The organism is Salinactinospora qingdaonensis (genome assembly GCF_039539445.1).
In the GTDB taxonomy this organism is placed as follows: domain Bacteria; phylum Actinomycetota; class Actinomycetes; order Streptosporangiales; family Streptosporangiaceae; genus Salinactinospora; species Salinactinospora qingdaonensis.
On sequence record NZ_BAABDD010000016.1, the window covers coordinates 23,230 to 42,927 of the forward strand.

General features: G+C 68.8%; 15 protein-coding genes. 10 read left to right on the forward strand and 5 right to left on the reverse strand.

What is annotated here, in order from left to right; all coding sequences use genetic code 11:
• Nucleotides 1-32 precede the first annotated feature (32 nt).
• Nucleotides 33-980 carry an NADPH:quinone oxidoreductase family protein gene (locus ABD848_RS16335; RefSeq protein WP_344972830.1) on the reverse strand — a complete coding sequence of 316 codons (948 nt, stop codon included), beginning with the start codon at nt 978-980 and terminating at the stop codon, nt 33-35.
• Nucleotides 981-2,302: 1,322 nt separating this feature from the next.
• Here ABD848_RS16335 and ABD848_RS16340 point away from each other — a divergent pair.
• From ABD848_RS16340 to ABD848_RS16350, 3 genes are all read left to right on the forward strand, one after another.
• Entirely contained in the window at nt 2,303-2,728 is a 426-nt protein-coding gene (locus ABD848_RS16340; protein ID WP_344972832.1) for a MerR family transcriptional regulator, read from the forward strand.
• Nucleotides 2,725-4,350, forward strand: a complete 1,626-nt coding sequence (locus tag ABD848_RS16345) for a peptide chain release factor 3 (protein WP_344972834.1) — start codon at nt 2,725-2,727, stop codon at nt 4,348-4,350. The genes ABD848_RS16340 and ABD848_RS16345 overlap by 4 nt, the downstream gene beginning before the upstream one ends.
• Nucleotides 4,351-4,575: 225 nt before the next feature.
• A complete protein-coding gene (locus tag ABD848_RS16350; protein WP_344972967.1) occupies nt 4,576-5,814 on the forward strand; it encodes an MFS transporter in 1,239 nt (412 codons plus the stop codon).
• Between the two features lie 10 nt (nt 5,815-5,824).
• Here ABD848_RS16350 and ABD848_RS16355 read toward each other — a convergent pair whose 3' ends face one another.
• Nucleotides 5,825-6,730: a universal stress protein gene (locus ABD848_RS16355; protein WP_344972836.1), complete on the reverse strand. Its 906-nt coding sequence runs from the start codon at nt 6,728-6,730 to the stop codon at nt 5,825-5,827.
• A gap of 244 nt (nt 6,731-6,974) precedes the next feature.
• On the opposite strand from ABD848_RS16355, the gene ABD848_RS16360 reads away from it, so the two are divergent.
• From ABD848_RS16360 to ABD848_RS16380, 5 genes are all read left to right on the forward strand, one after another.
• Nucleotides 6,975-7,340, forward strand: a complete 366-nt coding sequence (locus ABD848_RS16360) for a hypothetical protein (protein ID WP_344972838.1) — start codon at nt 6,975-6,977, stop codon at nt 7,338-7,340.
• Nucleotides 7,333-7,782, forward strand: coding sequence for a hypothetical protein (locus ABD848_RS16365; protein WP_344972840.1), 450 nt, complete (start codon nt 7,333-7,335; stop codon nt 7,780-7,782). Before ABD848_RS16360 ends, ABD848_RS16365 begins: the two co-directional genes overlap by 8 nt.
• A 52-nt stretch (nt 7,783-7,834) precedes the next feature.
• The gene (locus tag ABD848_RS16370; RefSeq protein WP_344972842.1) at nt 7,835-8,701 is read left to right on the forward strand and encodes a sulfurtransferase; all 867 of its coding nucleotides are present in this window, start codon (nt 7,835-7,837) and stop codon (nt 8,699-8,701) included.
• A gap of 606 nt (nt 8,702-9,307) precedes the next feature.
• The gene (locus ABD848_RS16375) at nt 9,308-10,993 is read left to right on the forward strand and encodes a S1C family serine protease (RefSeq protein WP_344972844.1); all 1,686 of its coding nucleotides are present in this window, start codon (nt 9,308-9,310) and stop codon (nt 10,991-10,993) included.
• A gap of 875 nt (nt 10,994-11,868) precedes the next feature.
• On the forward strand, nt 11,869-13,161 hold the full coding sequence (locus tag ABD848_RS16380) for a glycosyltransferase (RefSeq protein ID WP_344972846.1): 1,293 nt from the start codon (nt 11,869-11,871) through the stop codon (nt 13,159-13,161).
• Between the two features lie 126 nt (nt 13,162-13,287).
• Here the strand turns inward: ABD848_RS16380 and ABD848_RS16385 are convergent, their stop codons facing one another.
• Both ABD848_RS16385 and ABD848_RS16390 read right to left on the reverse strand, forming a co-directional pair.
• Complete coding sequence (locus ABD848_RS16385) at nt 13,288-14,772, reverse strand: sensor histidine kinase (RefSeq protein WP_344972848.1); 1,485 nt, start codon at nt 14,770-14,772, stop codon at nt 13,288-13,290.
• Complete coding sequence (locus ABD848_RS16390) at nt 14,769-15,464, reverse strand: response regulator transcription factor (protein WP_344972850.1); 696 nt, start codon at nt 15,462-15,464, stop codon at nt 14,769-14,771. The genes ABD848_RS16385 and ABD848_RS16390 overlap by 4 nt, the downstream gene beginning before the upstream one ends.
• A 222-nt stretch (nt 15,465-15,686) precedes the next feature.
• On the opposite strand from ABD848_RS16390, the gene ABD848_RS16395 reads away from it, so the two are divergent.
• Both ABD848_RS16395 and ABD848_RS16400 read left to right on the forward strand, forming a co-directional pair.
• Nucleotides 15,687-17,279, forward strand: a complete 1,593-nt coding sequence (locus ABD848_RS16395; RefSeq protein WP_344972852.1) for a CYTH and CHAD domain-containing protein — start codon at nt 15,687-15,689, stop codon at nt 17,277-17,279.
• A gap of 149 nt (nt 17,280-17,428) precedes the next feature.
• Nucleotides 17,429-17,893, forward strand: coding sequence for a hypothetical protein (locus ABD848_RS16400; RefSeq protein ID WP_344972854.1), 465 nt, complete (start codon nt 17,429-17,431; stop codon nt 17,891-17,893).
• 130 nt (nt 17,894-18,023) lie between these two features.
• On the opposite strand, the gene ABD848_RS16405 is transcribed toward ABD848_RS16400, so the two are convergent.
• Nucleotides 18,024-19,034, reverse strand: coding sequence for a sporulation protein (locus ABD848_RS16405; protein WP_344972856.1), 1,011 nt, complete (start codon nt 19,032-19,034; stop codon nt 18,024-18,026).
• Nucleotides 19,035-19,698: the final 664 nt, after the last annotated feature.

Below are 19,698 nucleotides of genomic sequence, written 5' to 3' on the forward strand. Positions count from 1 at the left end.
CCTCGCGCTCGCGACGGCCACGCCCGTGGGGATCAGGGAAGGACAACGACGCGACCGGTCGTCTCACCCGCCGCTACCCGCTGCACGCCCTCGGCGGCTCGGTCGAGCGTGAGGCGCTCGCTGACGAGCGGGGCGATCAGGCCACGGTCGGCCAGGTCGGTGAGGCTCTCGTGCGCCTCGGCGACGAGCGCGGGGTCGCGCTGGCGGTACAGGCCCCAATGCAGGCCCACGAGCGAGTAGTTCTTGATCAGCGCGTGGTTGAGGCCCGGCGTGGGGATGGTGCCGCTGGCGAAACCGATGATGACGATGCGCCCTTCAAAGGCGACGCACTTGGTGGAGCCGGCGAAGGCGTCGCCACCCACGGGATCGAAGATGACGTCGGCGCCCCGCCCGTCGGTGGCCTCCTTGACGACCGCGATGAAGTCTTCGGAGTGGCGGTCGACGACGACATCGGCGCCGAGGTCAGTGGCGATCTTGGCTTTCTCCGGGCCGCCGACGACACCGATGACGCGCGCGCCCGCGGCTTTGGCAAGCTGCACGGCGGCGCTCCCCACCCCACCGGCGGCGGCGTGGACGAGGACCGTCTCGCCTTGGCGCAGGTTGGCACGCCGGTGCAGGGCGAACCAGCCCGTCTGGTAGGCGATGAACAGCGAGGCGGCTGCCTCGTCGGACAGCGAGGTCGGCGCGGGGAAGGCGGCGCCGCCGTCCATCAGGGCTTCGTCGGCGAAGGCACCCTCGGGCAGGTTGCTGGAGCCCAGGACGCGGTCGCCGACGGCGAACCCGGTGACGCCGTCGCCGGTTGCGAGGACCTCGCCGCACAGTTCGATGCCGGGGGTGAACGGCAGGGAGGGTTTGATCTGGTACATCCCGCGGCACAAAAGGGCGTCGGGGAAGTTCACCGCCGCCGCGCGGACTTTGACGTGAAGTTGGCCAGGCCCAGGAGTGGGGGCCGCAACCTCCTCACTTGTGAGGACATCCACTGGTTCACCCAGCTCATGGACTCGCAGTGCTCGCACTGGCCGCCTCCCGCACCATTAGATACCGACTGGTCGGTAATGAGTGAAGCGCGAAACAGGGAGCCTCGTCAAGGGCGCCGCACAGCAGGGGCACCACCGACACACTCGACGGGGCCTGCCCTCCGACCCGACCGACACACGCCCGGCAACGCCGCTGGACTCGGAAAACTCGACTACGACACCGGGTGTTTCTACGGGGTTGTCAAGCCGGAGGTGGGAAGGCTACGTCGTTCGCTCGTGCCTCGATCGCTGCGCGATCTCGCCAGCTTAAAAGAGACGCGGCGGCTCTAGGGCGTGAGCGGTGTGGGGGGAGGTAGTTGAGGTGCCCCCGCAAACAATGCAGGGCACCGCCGGGGACGAAGGGAGACTGCTATAGCTCGGGACACAACAACGGGTGGCCTTCCCCGGCCATGGCGACAGGACGAGACGCCCCGAGACACGGCCCACCTCTGGGCCTGTTGATCTGACCATTCCAGGTATAGCCGCCCCATGGCAGGGAGTGCTCTCTCCAGACGGCGACAGATTAAAGCACCCACCGGGCACAACCCGCCTCTGGGCTGGCGAGATCGCGCAGCGATCGAGGCACGAGCGACAGGAAAACACCACACGCCCCCCTTCCGCCCCCACCACCCCCAGGACCCGCGTGTGCAGGGGCAAGGAGCCTGCGGTCCCGGTGGCACCCCCGGACCATGGTCGATAGGCAGACAGAGCCAGGCCGGCCCCGAAGGCCGGGAGTTCCCGTGCGCAACCGCCCTAAAAGGTGATGGGGAGCCATACACCCGAAGCGCCGCGCGAAACCCGTCGCCGCAGGCTCCACCGGAAAACGCGGCCGGAGGGAAACGCCGCCACGCCACTGCCCGCGCGCCGGCTGGCCACATCCGGTACCCGTTGCCACTCGGCCGCTCAACGGGGAGGTACGGCCGCGCCTCGCACCACCCGGCGCCGCCGGCCAGAACGGGAAAAGCGGGAAACGAACACAAGGGTCGCGGCGCCCGGGGAAGCGGCGCCGGGCGCCGCGACATCGGCGCGTACGTTCGACGAGCCTCTCGGGAGACCCTACCCTTACGTAAGGGAAGATTTTCCAGGATTCAAAGTGACTCACCGCACATTTGAGCGGTGGGAGGAGCCACATCGGCCACCCGTGACTTTTTCCTCCCCTTCCTCTCGCGCCGCCGCCGGCCGAGCGCCGCGCGGCCATAGCGGAGTCGGGGCGAGTTGTCAGGACACGGCCTAACCAGGGAGATCGACCTTAACGTTAGGGTAGATTCCTGCGAGGGGAGGTGTGGATGGCTACAGCCCACATGCAGATCGGCGAGGTGGCCGAGCGGACCGGTCTGTCGTTGCGGACGATCCGTTACTACGGCGAGGTCGGCTTGGTCGAGCCCTCCGCACGCTCGCGTGGTGGTTTCCGGCTCTACACCGACGCCGACGTCGAACGGCTGCTACTGGTCAAACGGATGAAGCCGCTCGACTTCAGCCTGGAGGACATGCGCGACCTGCTGGCCACCCTCGACCGACTCGCCGGCCACGAGGCCGCCCCCCGGGAACGCGACGAACTCTTGAGCCGGCTGCGGATGTTCGAAGAGGCCACCGCGGCCCGATGCAGCGCGCTCCGCGAGGAGCTGGCCGCCGCCGAGGCGTTCGGCGAACGGCTGCGCAGCGAGCGGATCACGATCACGACTCACGTCGGCAAGGAGAAGAAGCCCAGGTGACTGTGGCAACCGAGTCCACGACGCACACCGACCCCGATGTGGCGGCTGAGGCTGCGCGTCGGCGGACGTTCGCAGTGATTTCACATCCGGATGCGGGTAAGTCGACGCTGACCGAGGCGTTGGCGCTGCATGCGGCGGCGATCACCTCAGCCGGTGCGGTGCACGGCAAAGGCGACCGGCGCGGGGTGACCTCGGACTGGATGGGCATGGAGCAGGCCCGCGGGATCTCGATCACCTCGGCGGCGCTACGCATCGATTATGGCGACTGTGTGCTCAACCTGCTCGACACGCCCGGCCACGCCGACTTCTCCGAGGACACCTACCGGGTGCTCTCGGCGGTGGACTGCGCGATCATGCTGTTGGACTCGGCCAAGGGCCTGGAGCCCCAAACCCTGAAACTGTTCGACGTGTGCCGCGCCCGGCGCGTGCCGGTCATCACCTTTGTCAACAAGTGGGACCGGCCCGGCCGCGAACCCCTGGAACTGCTCGACGAGATCGAACAGCGCATCGGCCTGCGCCCCACCCCCTTGAACTGGCCGGTGGGCATCGCCGGCGACTTCCGCGGCCTGATCGACCGCACCGACGGTTGCTACACCAAGCTGTACCGCGCCCCGGGCGGGGCCACCCGCGCCCGGGAGGAACGCCTCGACGCCGCCCAGGCCGCCCAGATGGAAGGCGATGAGTGGACCCAGGCCCAAGAGGAACTCGAACTCCTCGGCGAGATCGGCGCCGACTACGACGAGCCCTCCTTTAGAGCCGGTGAATCCTCGCCGGTGCTGTTCGGCGCCGCCCTGCCCAACTTCGGCGTCTCCCAACTCCTGCAAGCACTGGTCGAGTTGGCCCCAGCCCCAGCCGACCCGGTGGATGCCCAGGGCCAGGTGCGCCCGGTAGGCGCACCGTTTGCCGGCCAGGTATTCAAGATGCAGGCCAACATGGACAAAAACCACCGCGACCGCATGGCCTTCGTGCGCATCGCCTCGGGACACTTCGAGCGCGGCATGGTGCTCACCCACGCCCGCACCGGGCGTCCGTTTGCCACCAAGTACTCCCAGGCGGTGTTTGGCAGCGAACGCTCCACCATCGACACCGCCTACCCCGGCGACGTGATCGCCTTGGTCAACGCCAACGCGCTCAGCGTGGGCGACACCCTCTACACCGGCCCCACGGTGCAGTTCGCCGCGATCCCCAGCTTCGCCCCCGAACACTTCGCCGTAGCCCGGGCCCGCGACGCCAGCCGCTACAAGCAGTTCCAGCGCGGCATCGCCCAACTCGACGCCGAAGGCGTGGTCCAGGTATTGACCTCCGACGTGCGCGGCGAGCAGGCCCCGGTGCTGGCCGCGGTCGGCCCGCTCCAGTTCGACGTGGTCAAACACCGCATGGCCGAAGAATTCCACGCCCCCGTCGAACTGTCCCACCTGGACTACACCCTGGCCCGGCGCACCGACGCCGCCTCCGCACCCACCGCCCACGGCCTCTCCGGCGCCGAAGTCCTCACCCGCCGCGCCGACAACGAGCTGCTGGTGCTGATCCACAACAAGTACCGGCTGCGCGTCATCGAACGCGACAACCCCGACCTCGCCCTCGAACCCCTCCTCGCCGGCGGCGTCGCCGACAACGCCTAACCACCCACCCCCAGGACCCGCCGGCCCACAGCCAGCACGGCACTGCGCCGTGAAGGGTGTTCCCGTGTGTCGGACACCGGCGTCGCCGCCGCGCGGCGCGGTCCCGCCCGCTGCCCTAGCGGCACCGTCTTGAGGAGTCCTCAACTGTCCTCCGCAGAGGTAACCGGCCCGGCAACGTCTCCGAGCAAAGCCGTCAAGGCGCCGGGGCGCAGCGCCCTGATCGCCATGTCGGGGATCGTGTTCGCGTTGAGTGCCCCCGGCCAGACCGCCGGGATCTCGGTATTCGTCGACTACATCATCGCCGACCTCGACGTCAGCCGCTCCGCGGTCTCGGCCGCCTACATGGTCGGCACGCTCAGTGGGGCGCTCGCACTGCCTTGGATCGGCAGGGCGGTGGACCGCTTCGGCGTGCGCCGGGTCCTGACGCTGGTCGCCTTGGGCTTCGGGGCGTTTCTGACCGTGCTGGCACTGGCCCAAGAGCTGGTGGGGCTGACGGTGGGCTTCGTCGGCGCGCGCGCTTTGGGCCAGGGCGGCATGACGATGATCGCGACCACGGCGGTAGGTATCGCCGTCACCCGCAAGCGTGGCACCGCGCTGGGCATCACCAGCGCCGTGGGCACGGCGGGGATCTCGCTGTTTCCGCTGCTGTCGGAGCGCATGGTCGCCGAGATCGGCTGGCGCTGGACCTTCTTGGCCGAGGCGGGAACGATCTGGCTGGTCGTGGTGCCGGTGGCCTGGTGGGGGATGCGTGGGGTGCGGCGCAGCGTGGCTGCCGCCCCCCACGAGGGCACCGCCTCCCAGCAGACCGAGACCGCGGCCGATACGGCTGGCAACGAGCCGGCCGACAACCCGTGGCCGCTGCGGCTCGTACTGCGCACGTCGATGTTCTGGGTCATCAGCAGCGCCGTGGCCTGTAGCGGGCTGGTCGCCACGGCCGTGTTCTTCCACCAGATCGCCGTGCTGGGCGAGCAGGGGCTGAGCACGACCGAGGCGGCGGCCAACTTCCTGCCGCAGACCCTGGCGGGGCTAGTGGCCTCCCTGCTGTTCAGCTCCGCAGCCGACCGCTTCTCGCCCAAGCTGCTCATCTGCGGCGTGATGGCGCTGCACGCGGCCACCTTGGCGCTACTGCCGCTGGTGAGCCCCGGAGTGACGGCCGTGGCCTACGGCGCGTCTCTGGGAGGAGCCGCGGCGGGAGCGCGCGCTGTGGAGGCGGCGGCGTTCCCCTACTACTACGGCACCGCCATCCTGGGGACGCTGCGGGGACTGACCCAGACGATCGCCGTGGCCGCCACCGCCGTGGGCCCCCTCCTGCTGTCGGCCGGCTATGACCTCACCGGCTCCTACATGCCACCGGTGCTGGCGCTGGCAGTGCTGCCGGCGATCATCGCCGTGGCCGCTCCCCTGGCGCGCCGGCCCACAACGCCAGGAGCGCGACCACGGGGCCGGCCACCGGTGGTGGAGTGAGCCACGCCCCTCAGCGCAGCACCGCCACCGGCCCGTGGGCGCCGTGCAGCACGGACTGGCTGACCGAGCCCAACAGCAGGCCGGCGAAACCACCCTTGCCGCGAGAACCGACCACGATGAGATCGGCCGGTGTGCTCTCCTCCAGGAGCGCGACGGCGGGGTGCGCACACACCTTGCGGGTGGTGACGACGACGTCGGGGTAGCTCTGCCGAGGCCCGAGGAGGGCGTGGTCGAGGGTGTGCTGGGCCGCCTCGACCATGCGCGAATCGTCGAGCACCTCGGGCGGGAGCGGCCCCATAGCCGACGTGAACGCCGAGACCGGCTGCCAGGCACAAAGGGCGACCAACTCGGCCCCCCGGTACTCGGCTTCGGCGAAGGCGAAGTCGACAGCCCGCTGAGAGCCCTCCGAGCCGTCCACGCCCACAATGATCCGTCCTTTGACGCCTTGGGCCTCCTCGTGCTTCTTGGGCAGCACGACCAGCGGCACGGGTGAGTGCGCGGCCAACTCGACCCCCACGGAACCGATGAAGGCCGAGCCCAGCTTGCCCATGCCCCGCGAGCCGATGATCACGACGGCGGCGCCGGGCTCGCCGGCGGCCTCCAAAACCGCGTCGGCGGGACGCTGCTTGACCAGCCGCGTGTCGACCTCCAACTCGGGGTAGAGGCGCTTGACCCAGTCACGGGCGTACTCCACGAGCGCGCGGGCGTCCTGGGTGCGGTGCGACTCGGCTGACTCGTCGCGGCGGAACAGCTCACCGAAGGGCCCCTCGCGCTCGGAGGGGGTGACGGCGGTGACGATACGCACCCCCAACCCGCGCAGGTGCGCCTCGTGGGCAGACCATTCGAGTGCCCATCGGCTGGAGTCGGAACCGTCCACACCAACGACGACCCAGCGGGTCTGCGATGTCGTGTTCAACAGGGCTACCTCCGCTCTCGTTCCTCATCGCGCCCGTGAGCGGCGCGCGGATGCTGGGTCCGCGCGTCCCTTCCACGCCGGGAACTACCCGCCTCCTCGTCGGATTCACAGCGGGCCCAGCCGCACCGGTGCCGCGAGGACACCTCAAACTTACTACCCTGTGTCGTAGTGGGGTGCGTCGCCGGGCGACGCGAGCACGCCCCACCGGGCCGCTTCACGCAACGAACGACGGGGGACACCAGCCGTGGTCGAGGCACTGACCACCACAATCGAGATCGCCTCCCTGCTTCTGGCCGGCTGGTGCCTGGTCTCGACGGTTCGCGACCGATCGATGGGGGTTGGCCACCTCGTCGCCATGGCGCTCCTGGAACTGCTGCTGATCGGCCAGGTCGTGGTCTCGACCGTGCTCATGGTCGGGGGCGAGCGCCCCGAGGAGACCATCACCTTCATCGCCTACCTGGCCACCGTCGTCCTCATCCCGCCGGCGTGCGCGCTGTGGGGACTGCTGGAGCGCAGCCGCTGGGGGCCCGCCGTCATCGCGTTCGCCTGTTTGATCCTGCCGGTGATGATGGTGCGACTCGACCAGATCTGGAACCCCGCTCTTGCCTGAACCCTCCGCCTCCGGCGCGACGCCGCCCGCCAGCCGCAGCGGCCCGGGGCGCGTCCTCGTCGCCGTGTACGCGATCTTCGCGTTGGCGGCGACCGCCCGCGCCGCGGTACAGATCGCGACCCGGTTCGAGGAGGCGCCGTTGGCCTACCTGCTGTCGGCGCTGGCCGGTCTCATTTACATCGTGGCCACGGTGGGGATCGCCCGGGCCGGACGGACCTCGCACCGCGTGGCGGTCGTCGCGTGCGCGGTCGAACTGGCCGGCGTACTGGCGGTGGGGACGGCCAGTGTGTTCGAGCCGGCCCTGTTCCCCGACGACACGGTCTGGTCGCGGTTCGGCTCCGGCTACCTGTTCATCCCCTTGGTGTTGCCCGTCCTGGGGTTGCTGTGGCTAGGCCATGTGAACCGCCGCGAGAGCCGATGGGCAGGCCAGCCCCCGCGATGATGGCGGACGCCCAGGCGAAACGGTGGGTGTGAAAAGGATATAGGCTGCAACCATGCCCGATCAGCACGAGGCCACTCTGCCTGTCGTCGTCGACGCCGACTGGCTAGCCCGCCACCTCGACGAGGTCGCGTTGGCTGATGTGCGCTGGTACCTTGACGGCTCCTCGGGTTATGAGGCCTATCTCGGCGGCCACCTGCCCGGCGCGGTGTGGATCGACGTCGACCACGACCTCGCGGCCCCGCCGAGCCCACAAGGGGGCCGACACCCCTTGCCCGATCCCGACCACTTCGCCCGTGCTCTTGGCCGGCGCGGGATCGGCGACGACACGCCGGTCGTGGCCTACGACGACGCGGGCGGCTCCGTGGCGGCCCGTCTGGTGTGGATGCTGCGCGTGTTGGGCTGCCCGGCGGCGCTCCTCGACGGCGGCATGGACGCCTGGCAAGGGCCGTTGGAACGCGAATCCGCGTCTCGGCAGCCGTGCGAGCGCACCGTGCTGCCCTGGCCCGCCGAGCGTGTCGTCGACGCCGCCACGGTGCTGGCCGCCACCAGCGACGACTCCCAGGTGCTGCTCGATGCCCGCGCCCGAGGCCGGTTCACCGGCGAAAGCCCCAGCGCTGTCGACGCCCGCCCCGGTCACATCCCGAGCGCGCGCAGCGCTCAATGGCAGGACAACCTCACCCCCGACGGGCGGCTGCTCTCCGCTGAACAGCTCCGCGCCCGCTTTACCGCACTGGGCGTCACCACTGCCGTACCCCCGATCGCCTACTGCGGCTCAGGCGTCACTGCCTGCCATGACCTGCTCGCCCTCGAACACGCCGGATTCGCCGGAGCTCGGTTGTACCCGGGATCGTGGAGCGCGTGGGGCGCCGACCCAGAACTGCCCGCAGAAACCGGCGATCCCACCACCGGCGCCGGTTAGGTCGCGCTCTTCCGGTGCAGACCGGCGCCGATTGTCGGCAACGTGGTGGGTACGGCCGACGGCACCGCACCGCGCCCCCGAGGACGGGGGAGAATCGCCCACTGGCCTTGGGGCGCCGCGTGAACGCACTCTCGGATGCGTCAAGAGCCGCATCGAGGGTAGGGACGCCGACAGCACCACGGTCAACCCGCATCCCCCGCGAGGATTGGCCAGACACGGCCGCTCTAGCACAGGGGATGGCCGCCGGTGGCAAACACCACGCGGGTTATTCTGTTGAACACCGCGTGACCTGCGGACTTGGGTTAGTGGGCGGTCACGCGGTGGGCTAGCTGAGAGGGCGAGGCACGGGTCCATGTTCAGCTACACACTGCCTGTTACGAGAGCGACGCGCCGTTATGTCCCGACAATAGCCGCACAGCCCGCAACGAGGGACGCAACGTTCGGGGGCGGTCAAGCCGGCGCGTTGAACACTCGAAACCGTGCCTATCCGCTGTCTCACCACTTTCTAACCTTCACGGCGCACTGTTGTGCACGGAATGAACGACACCTCGGCGGGGCGACGACGACCTCCGCCGAAACGCCACGTGGATTGGCCCGGAGGACACCATGAGCGCAACCGACCCCACCAACGGCGCCCCCGAGGGCGGGGCGAATGACGCCGAACGCGATCGTACCGCTACGGATACGACACGTCCGATCGGGCATCCCGAAGCCGGCGCCCCGGCGCCCTCCGAAGCCGCGCCGCAGCAGCCGGCCCCCAACGGGCCGGAACACAGTGGCCCCGTGGCAGGTTCCCCGGCGGGGGCAGAGCCCTACGGGCCGCAGCGCTCCAGCATGCCGCAGCGTCCCGCCCGCGGCTCCTTCGCCGACGGCCCTTGGGAGCAACAGCACACCGCCCACAGTGGCGACCCGGGCACGCCCGGACAGGGCCAGCCCGGCCCGTTCAGCCACACGTCCCCCAGCGGGGGATACGGCACGCCCCCACCCCACAGCGGGCAGCACGGGGCGCACCGCGGCGGTCACGCCACCCCTCCCCCCCACGGCTCCGGCGCGCCCGGCAGCGGCGGTGACTACGGTCCGCCCCCCTTTGTGCCGCACGGTTCCTTCTCCCCCGGCCCGCCGCCACCCGAGCAGGGCTCTGGAAAGAAGCCGTGGACACGCGGCAAGATCTTGGCCGTAGCCGGCGCGACCGCGCTGGTGACCAGCTTGATCGTGGGGCCGACCGCGGCGGTGGTCACCACCTACGCCCTCTCCGAACAGGGCGGCACCACGTCACGTTCCCTCGACAGCCAAAACAGCGGCTCGGTCAGCTCCGGCGACGTGAGCACCGTGGCCCAACAGACCCTGCCCAGCGTGGTGTCCATCCAGGTCGGCAGCGGCGGGGGCAGCGGTGTCATCATCAGCTCCGACGGCCAGATCCTGACGAACAACCATGTCGTCTCAGCCGCCGGGGGCGAGCTGACCGTGCAGTTCAACAACGGGGAGACCGCCCAAGCCGAGGTCCTGGGCGCCGATCCCGTCTCGGATCTGGCGGTCATCAAGGCGCAGGGCGTCTCCGGCCTGACCCCAGCCACCCTCGGCGACTCCAGCAAGGTCGAAGTCGGCGCCGACGTAGTGGCTATCGGCTCCCCGCTAGGGCTGTCGGGCACGGTGACCTCGGGTGTGGTCAGCGCGGTGGAGCGCCCGGTCAACACCGGCACGGTGGAAAGCGAGGAGGACCAGCAGCAGGACCTCCCCTTCGACCTGCCCGACCAGGAAGGCGGCTCCGGAGGCGAGGTGAGGACGTCGACGGTCATCAACGCCATCCAGACCGACGCGCCGATCAACCCCGGCAACTCCGGCGGGCCGCTGATGAACATGAGCGGGGAGGTCATCGGCATCAACACCGCCATCGCCAGCACCGGCGGGGCGATGCGGTCGCAATCCGGCTCGATCGGCTTGGGCTTCGCGATCCCGATCAACCAGGTCAAGCCCATCGCCGAACAGCTCATCGAGCAGGGGCAGGCGACCTACGCGGCGATGGACGTGACCATCACCGACAACCAGCGCGGTGAGGGCGCGGCGGTTGTCGACGTCTCCGAAAACGGCGCGGCGGCCAAAGCCGGTCTGCAACGGGGCGACATCATCACCAAAGTCGAGGACCGCACCATCTCCGACGCCGACGTCCTGATCGCGGCGATCCGCTCACACCGGCCCGACGACACGGTGACGGTCACCTACGAGCGCGACGGCCAGACCCAGACCACCGAGGTCACGCTGGGGGCCGACTCCGCCAACAGCATCGGCGGCTAACCCGCCCCCGGCGGGATCATCTCCGGTGCCGGCCGCGCGCTGCGGGGGAGTGCGTGGCCGGCACCGGCTTTTCCCTGCCCGCCCCCGAGGAGAAAAACCCCATAGCCCCACGGCACACGACCGACCGGGCCTGAGGGGTACCGAAGTTTGGGGGTGTTTCCACAGGGGGTCAAGCGGGGTGGGGAGGTTCTTCGTCCGCTCGGGCCTCGATCGCTTCGCGATCTCGGCAGCTTAAAGGGGATGCTGGGGCTGAGGCGAGCGGAAACGAGGCGGACGGCTACAGGAGTGGGGCAACGTCGCTCCAGCGCAAGGTGTCACTGCACCCCAGAAACCCGCTGCCACGCAAGGTGTCATGTTGCGAGAGATACAGCGGTGGGCTCTCGGTCTCTGCGGGGCAGTGGCGAGAGCACCCCAGAAAGTGTCGAGCCGCGGCACTCCCCAGCCTCACTCTGCCCCTTGCGGCACCCACCCCAACCCAGCCCACCCCTCACGGGACCCACCCCACATCGACCCCAGCCCACCCCAGGCTGTTGAGATCGCGGAGCGATCGAGACACGAGCGAACAGCAAGCTTTCCATGCGCGCCCCGGGGATTCTATAGGGGTGTCAAGCCGAGTGTGGGGTTAGGAACGGCGAGGGCCGCAACGTCACCACCACCGAAGGTGCACGGCCAAACCGAGCCAACACGGGCATGACATGTGGCCAACACTAGGGTTAACACGTGTGGTGCCAGGGGTTCGCCAGGTATTCTTCGCGGCACTACTGTGCTCGGCGCGGTCACACGTTCATCGCCTGGACGGCGCCCGGAAACGTGGAACGACCACAATCGAGAGGCGCGGTAACCGTAACCCCCGTGCCCGCCTGGAGAACTGACTGATGGCCGTTACTGTCCCTTCCCTGCTGAGGACGCGACAACCAGAGCGACACGGCCGCTCGCAGCGCGCCCGAGCGAGCGGCGGGACGCCGTGCGTCCTCATCGGCACCGACACCTACCCCCCGGATGTGAACGGTGCCGCCTACTTCACCGCACGGTTGGCTCAGGGGCTTATCGCCCGCGGTGTCAACGTCCACGTGCTCTGCCAGTCCGACGAGGGACCGCCCGGTGTGGAGGTCCGCGACGGCGTCACCGTGCACCGGCTGCGCTCGATGCCGTCTCTGGTGCACGCGACCCTGCGGCTGACCGTCCCCGCCGGCACGCGCGGCCACGTGGAACAGTTGCTGCGGCGGCTGCGCCCCGACGTGATCCACATCCAGAACCACTTCATCGTCGGTCGCCTCCTGCTCAGCGCCGCGCGGCGCCACGCCATCCCGGTGGTGGCCACCAACCACTTCATGCCGGAGAACCTGTTCAACTACCTGCACGTCCCCGAGGCGCTGCGTACCGCGATCGGCGACCTCGCCTGGCGGGACTTCTGCCGGGTGCTGCGCGATGTGGAGCACATCACCACCCCCACCCGCATCGCGGCGCAACTCCTGTTGGACAAGGGGTTCCAGCGGCCGGTGGAGGCGATCTCGTGCGGAATCGACCTGAGCCGGTTCCACCCCAGTCGGGACGCGGGGACGACCGAGGGCGGCGCGGACGAGGCGCGTTCCCGCGTGCGCGCGCGGCTGGGGATGGCTGATCGTCCCACCGTCGTGTTCGTGGGCCGCCTCGACGAAGAGAAGCACATCGAGGACCTGATCGAGGCGTTGCCCCAGGTTTTGGTGGCGGACACTCAGCTCGTGCTGGCCGGCACGGGCTCCCAGCGGCAGCGCATGGAACGGCTCGCAGCCGAGAAGGGCGTCGCCGATCGTGTGCACTTCTTGGGGTTCGTCTCCCACGAGGAGTTGCCGCTGGTCTACCGGGCCGCCGACGTCTACGCCATCTCCGGCACCGCCGAGCTGCAAAGCATCGCGACCCTGGAGGCGATGGCCAGCGGCCTGCCGGTGGTCGCGGCCGACGCCATGGCCCTGCCCCACCTGGTCGAGATCGGCCGCAACGGCTACCTCTACCAGCCGGGCGACACCGGCGAGCTAGCCAAATACCTCACGACGATCCTCAGCTCCCCCGAGGAGCGTATCCGTATGGGCGAGGCCAGCAGAGCGATGGCGGCACCGCACGACCAGGCGAACTCCCTGGCACGCTACGAACGTGTCTACCGCGACGTCTCCCATTCCCACACCCACTGACGTCCCGGACGGGGCCGGCGGCCACAGCGCGGCGCGCCACCACGGAGCGGCGCGGCCGAAAACAGCCGTAGCCGGCGCAGGGCGGCTCGCCCGCCTGCCACGAGGTCGCCGGCCGGCGCTCAACGGTCAACCGTTGGGCTCCCCGCCGTCGGCGCCGGAGGCCGCGGGCCCGGTGGGAGAGACGGGAGCCAGCTCGAAGCCCACGACCATGCCGCCGTCCTCACGGTTGTAGGCGAAAACCTCACCGTTGTGCGCTGTAACGATGTCGCGCACCATCGACAGGCCCAGCCCCGACCCGGGGAGGCTACGCGCTGACGTCGAACGGTAGAAGCGCTCGAATATGTGGGTGAGCTCTTCCGCCCCTATGCCGGGGCCACGGTCGCGGACCTCGACCCGACCGGAACGCACCACGATCTCCACCGGCTGGCGGCCCTCCTCATCGAATTTGACCGCGTTCTCCACCGGGTTGGACAAGGCGCGCTCCAAAGCGTGCGGGCGGCCGAGAACCACCGTGTCGTCGGCGTCGACAACGACCTCCCGGCCGCTGCGCCGGCTCGCTCGGGCCGCGACCCGCTCAGCGATCTCGCGCAGCGTCACCTGCTGCTGCGGCTCGTCCTCGCGCGAGTCGGTGGCCAACTCCACGAGCTCGTTGACCAGTTCGGTGAGTTCCCGTGTCTCCCCCTGCATGTCCTCGACGAGGCGCTCGCGCCCCTGCGGGGAAAGCTGGTCGAACCGCTTCATCACGCTGACGTTGGTGCGCAGGCTCGTCAAGGGGGTGCGCAGCTCGTGGGAGGCGTTTTGCACCAGCCGGCGCTGCTCCTCTTTGGCGCTGGCCAGCCGGGCGAGCATCTCATTGAACGCCTTACCGAGCCGGCCGACCTCGTCTCGACCCCCCTGCTCGTCGTCGGGCGCGACGAGGTCGAGCTGACCGGTGGAGCTGACGTACTCCGAGGCCTCCGTCAACCGGATCAGCCGGCTGGTGATCCGGCGCGCCAAGAGCGCGCCCGTCAGACCGGCGCCCACACAAGCCGCCCCACCCACGAGCACGATCTGCCACGCCAACGTGTCGAGCAGCCGTTCGGTGGGCGAGAGCCGCTGCACGATCTGTACCGCCCCGCGGGCGCTGCCCAGCGAGAGGGTGGCGATACGGTACTGGTCGCCGTCGACGCTCTCGCCCCGCGTCTCGACAACCCCGGGCTGGTGGGTACGCGCGATCTCGCGATCGGTCGGGGTGATCGGCAGCGCCTGGATCTCCTCGCGGTCGCGCGCCGGCCCTCCTACGGTGCCGTCAGTACCCAACACGCGGAAGGTGAACGTCTCCGAGTCCAGCAGGCTCAACCCACTGACGGTGCTAGGGCCCAGCGTGGGCGCGCTGAGGTCGTGGTCGAGACCGGCGACGGTGGAGCTGAACTCCTGCTTGGTGTTGCTGCGGATCAGCGTGGCCGCCGCGTTGTAGGCGAGCGACCCCACCAGGGCGATGACGATCGTGGCGGCGAGCGCGAAGATGAGGGCGAACTTGGTGCGCAGGCTCATGTCATTGAGCTGCGTCAACGGGCCGCGGCCCTGCTGGGAGTTGCGGTGGGGCTGGTCGGAGTCGAGTGGTGCAGTCATTGGGGTCGTACCGTGTATCCCACACCCCGCACTGTCTGGATGAGTGGGGGCGTGCCCTCTGGTTCGAGCTTACGGCGCAGGTAGCTGATGTAGACCGCCAGGTTTTTCGACTCAGGGCCGAAGTCGTAGCCCCAGATCCGGTCGTAGATCGTGGGGTGGTCGAGCACGATGCCGGCGTTGCGCACGAGCAGTTCCAGCAGGTCGAACTCGGTCTTGGACAGCTCCACCTCCCGGCCGCCGCGCCATACCCTCCGGGCCGCGGTGTCAATCCGCAAGTCGCCGACGTGTAGCAGTTGTTCTGTTGCGCCCTCCGCCGGCGGGGTGGAGCGGCGCAGCAGCGCCCGCAGCCGGGCCAGCAACTCGTCGAGTTCAAAGGGTTTGGGCAGGTAATCGTCGGCGCCGGCGTCTAGTCCCGCGACCCGGTCGGAGGTCTCGACCCGGGCGGTCAGCATGAGGATGGGAGTGCGGTCCCCTTCAGCGCGCAGCACCTGACACACGCCCAGCCCGTCGACCCCAGGCATCATCACGTCCAGCACGAGCAGATCGACGGAACGCTGGTGGACCGTCGCCAGCGTCTCGACACCGTCGGAAGCCGTGAGCACCTCGTAGCCCTCCAGTTCGAGGGCACGTTCCAAAGACTCACGGATAGCGCGGTCGTCGTCAGCGATCAGCACGGAACTGGATGAGCTCATGCCCGCCATCGTTACTCATCCCGGTTAGCAATGGGTAAGAGAACACGTCCACCTCCCCAAGACCCCCCACGAATCATCGGTAGGACGAGCCGCACCCTCGACCCCCCTGTTTCCCATGTGAAACAGAAAGCATCGCAGGGTAGGAAAACAGGGAAACCCGACGTAAAGGCCGTTTCTGAACCTCGCGGCTTTACAACGGCCGGAACCTGGCAGGAGGCACACGTGAGCAACCACGTCGAACTCGAAACGACGCACCGTGTTCCCGCCGACTTCCGGCTACCCGACCTCGTGGACGCCGCACCGGACTCCGCCACCCGCGTCGACCTGCGTTCCCACCACCTCGAAGCCCTCTATTTCGACACCGAGGACCTGCGACTGGCCGCACGCGGCATCACGCTGCGGCGCCGCACAGGTGGCAACGACGCCGGATGGCACTTGAAGGTCCCCGTGGGCGAAGGGGCCAAGCGAGAGTTCCACGCGCCGCTGAACGCCGAGGTAGGGCACGCCCCTCAAGAGTTGACGCGCCTCGTCACCGCCACCACCCGCGGCGCGCAACCGCGGCCCGTGGCGCGGCTAAAGACCGAACGCGTCGAGCACGTCCTGCACGTCGGGAAACCACGCAAGGACAAGGCGTCGAAAGGCAAGAACGGCTCGCAGACAGCGCAGGACCCGGCCGTCATCGTGGCCGACGACACCGTCACCGGAAACGTCCTTCTCGGCAACGACGCCGGACTGGTCACCGTGTCGTGGCGCGAAATCGAGGTCGAGCTCGCCGGCGCCTCCCCCCGCCAAGGCAGTGTCGTCGAGAAACGACTCACCGACGCCGGCGCCCAACGCGACCCCGGCGGCTCCAAACTGCGGCGACTGCTCGGCGAACGCCTCCCCACGGGAGGCACCGCGCCCGACCCCACGGCGGACGCGGTGGCCGCTGTGCAGTCCTACATGTGGAACCAGGTAGAGACCATCCTCAAGCACGACATGCGGTTCCGGCTCGACGAGGAGGACGCGGTCCACCAGATGCGGGTGGCCACCCGCCGACTGCGCACCGTGCTACGCGCCTTCCGCAGCGTCATCGACCGGGACGCCACCGAAGAGACGGCCAACGAACTGCGCTGGCTCTCCGGCGAGCTGAGCCCGGCGCGGGACCTGGAGGTGTTGCGGGAACGCTTTGCCGACGAACTCGCGCGCCAACCCGACGCCGGCGAGAACGGCGTGCTGTCCACCGCGTGGCTGAACGAACTCGACGCGCGGGAACGGGCCGCACTCGACCATGCCCACGAGGTCCTCAACGGGCAACGCTACTTCCGCCTGCTCGACGCGCTGGAGGAACTGCGCTCCACCCCACCGCTGCACAGCGGCGCTCAAGGGGCCGGCAGCGAACCGCTCAGCCGTGACCTGCTGCGGGCATGGCGCCGCATGGAAAAAGCCCACCGCCACACCGAGACGGCGCCCACCGCCGCCGAACGCGAGACCGCATGGCATGAGCTACGCAAGGCCGCCAAGCGCGCCCGCTACGCCGGGGAGGTCAGCGAGCCGGTGCTGGGAAAGCCGGCGCGCAACGCCCGCAAGGCCGCGCGCAACGTGCAGGAGGTGCTGGGCCGCTACCAGGACGGTGTCGCGGCGCGGGAGTTCCTTACCGACAACCTGACGGAGCTGGCCGCCTCGGTCGCCGAAGAGGACCGCCCGACCACCCTGTTCACTCTGGGGGTCGTCAACGGGCTGGAACGCCAAGACGCCGACGCGATCCTGGCCGAAGCCAACGAGGTCTGGTCGAAGCTGCCGTCGAGCAAGCGACTGGCCAAGCGCGTGGCGTGACAGGCGACCGGCCGGGTCAGCGGCGGTTAAAACCTGTGCCTCTCACCGAGGGTCGTCCTGACGTGTGACGTGTGAAACGGGTAGTCACGTGCCCAAGCGTGCCCGCTGGTTTCCAGCGCTGCGACCCACACGACCCGGTTGGAGGACCGATGCGTTCCCATCACCTACCGCTGCGCATCATCACCGGAGCCTTCCTGCTCAACTCCGGACTCAGCAAACGTAACGCCGATGCCGACACGGCAAGCTACCTGCACGGCGAGGCCGCGCGCGCCTACCCGATCGTGCGGGACATGGATGCGATGCTGTTCGCCAAGACGCTGAGCAGGACCGAGATCGGAGTCGGTACGGCACTGCTGCTGCCCATCGTCCCCAGCGCGCTGGCCGGCACCGCCCTGGCCGGGTTCAGCAGCGGCCTGCTCGGCCTGTACTTCACCGCCCCCGACGCCCGGCTAGAGGACGGTATCCGGCCCAGCCCGCAAGGCATCGCCCTCGCCAAGGACAGTTGGCTGTTCGGGATCGGCCTCAGCCTGATCATCGACGGCCTGCGCCCGTGCCGACGCCACAGAAGCGAAAAAGCCCATCCGGGCAAGAAAAGCCGAAAAGGCCGCACGTAAGAGAAGCGGCGGTCGGGCTGCGAGCGGTGTCGGTCCCGCGCGTTGGAACATCCCCGGCGCGCGACCGACACCGTAGGGCGCCACACGCACCCGCCGACGGGCTTGCGGGCCGGCAGACGGCTCGGTGCCGCTACTCCTCCTCTACCTCTTCTTCGAGCTCTTCCAGCTCTTCTTCCTGTTCCTCCAGCTCTTCTTCCAGCTCTTCCTCGTCGTCGTCAAAGGCGTCGACGACCTCGGAGGCGATGACTCCCGCGGCGACCCCGGCGGCGGCACCGGCGACGACACCGCCCCAACCGCCACCGTCCTCCTCGTGTTCCTCGTGCTCGTGGTGGCCGCCATGGTCGTAGTGGCCGCCGAAGAGCAGGTGGTGACGCTCCAACGCCTCGTGGAGCCAGACGTCTAGCTGGGTGGTCCAGTCGACGGTCTCCGCCTCGGAATGAGTGATCCGGAAACAGCCGGCGAGATCGTGGCCCTCGGAGAACATGCCGCCGCGCTTGTCGAACTCCAGGACGACGTCCATGCCCTCCGCGTCGGCGATGAAGCTCACCTCGATCTCTTCGAACTGGTGGGCGTAGCGCGGCGCGGGGTGGAACTCGATCTCCTGGAAGAACGGCAGCTCCTGAGCGGTTCCGGGAAGGTGCCCGGCCTCAACCCCGGCGTGCTTGACGACGAACCCCAAGCGGGCGAACCCCTCAAGGATGCGGTCCTGAGCCAGGAGAGGGTAGACGAAGACGGGGTCGAGGTCGCTCTTGTCAAGAGCGCCGTCGATCGCGACCTCAGTGCGCAGTGCGGCGCCGACGCCCGGCAGCGTGTCACCGCCGGCCTCCGTGAGGGGGGCCTGCCACGGCACCATGTAGCTGAACGGAATCGACCGGCGCTCTTCGGCCGCCAACTCCAGGGGACCGGCGACCGGGATGCGCGCGAACTCCACGAGGGGTTCGGCCTCCTCCTCACCGACCTCCACCTCGACTCTGGTCAGCAGGGCGAGGACGATCTCCTCGATCTCGGTGTCATGATCGCCGCCGACGAGTTCGACGTGTCCTTCCAGCGGCATGCCAGGGCGCACGTGGGGGTTGACGAGAACGGTGTCGACGCTGGGGCCGCCCACACCGAACGCGGCGAGGAGACGTTTGAAGACCATTATGTCCTTTCCAGACAACGAAAAGCTCCCACCGAGGGCTGAAGCGACGGCGGCAGGCCGACGTTTCCCGTTCGCCGCCGATCCAGCCGGGGGAGCAGCGTGGTGAGTGAAGATCCACTCGGGGGACGACTTCACTGTAGAAGCCGGTTCCCGGTGACCGAATCCGGCCACGGTCAGCGTTGCCCGACGACCACACAGGCGCGCGGCGCCCCAGCCAGAGGCCGATTCCATCCGCCGCCATAAGAAACAGACCCCTCCAAACTCCCCAAAAGGACAAAGTAAACAAAATTCCCAATCCTCAAATAAGACCACCTGAGATGAACAAACATCAAACAAAAAGTAAAACCAAGAGCCGGATTCTCATAGAATGGGAAAACAAGAAGACATCCCTACCCCTCCAGAAGAGAGCACCACGCGGGGAGAGATATGTCCACATACACAAGAAAACTTATGGTTCCGCTGGCGGTAGCAGCGGCAGGCAGTCTCGCGCTTGGAGGCGGTGCCGCCGAGGCACTCCGGGCCCACCACGGCAAAGACACGGGGTGGACTTTCCTCCATGACGATGGAGTCGCCGTCCAAGACAACGAGAGCGACGGAAACTCCGTGGAGATTCAGTATCAGCGCCGGGGCTCCCCCGGCACCACACGCCACCTCTGGAACCACA